The sequence below is a fragment of the Methylophaga pinxianii genome (assembly GCF_020447225.1).
GTDB classification, from domain to species: Bacteria; Pseudomonadota; Gammaproteobacteria; order Nitrosococcales; family Methylophagaceae; genus Methylophaga; species Methylophaga pinxianii.
On the sequence record NZ_JAJAEO010000027.1, the window covers coordinates 1 to 320 of the forward strand.

Consider the following 320-nt stretch of genomic DNA (forward strand, 5'->3'; position numbering starts at 1 on the left):
GGGGATCAGGACTCCTCAGTTCACCTTCTCACAATGAGGCTCCCTGCTCAGCTCCTGGGGCTGCTAATGCTCTGGGTCTCTGGATCCAGTGGGGATATTGTGATGACTCAGTCTCCAGTCACCCTGGCCGTCACCCCTGGAGAGCCGGCCTCCATCTCCTGCAGGTCAAGTCAGAGCCTCCTGTATAATAATGGATACAACTATTTGGACTGGTACCTGCAGAAGCCAGGGCAGTCTCCTCAGCTCCTGATTTTTTTGGGTTCCAATCGGACCTCCGGGGTCCCTGACAGGTTCAGTGGCAGTGGATCAGGCACAGATTT

The 320-nt window shown here is 55.3% G+C and carries 1 protein-coding gene; it reads left to right on the forward strand.

Going from position 1 to position 320, the window contains the following annotated elements; all coding sequences use genetic code 11:
- Positions 1-102: 102 nt before the first annotated feature.
- On the forward strand, positions 103-320 hold a 218-nt coding region (locus LGT40_RS16715; protein ID WP_226343092.1), incomplete at its 3' end, for an immunoglobulin domain-containing protein.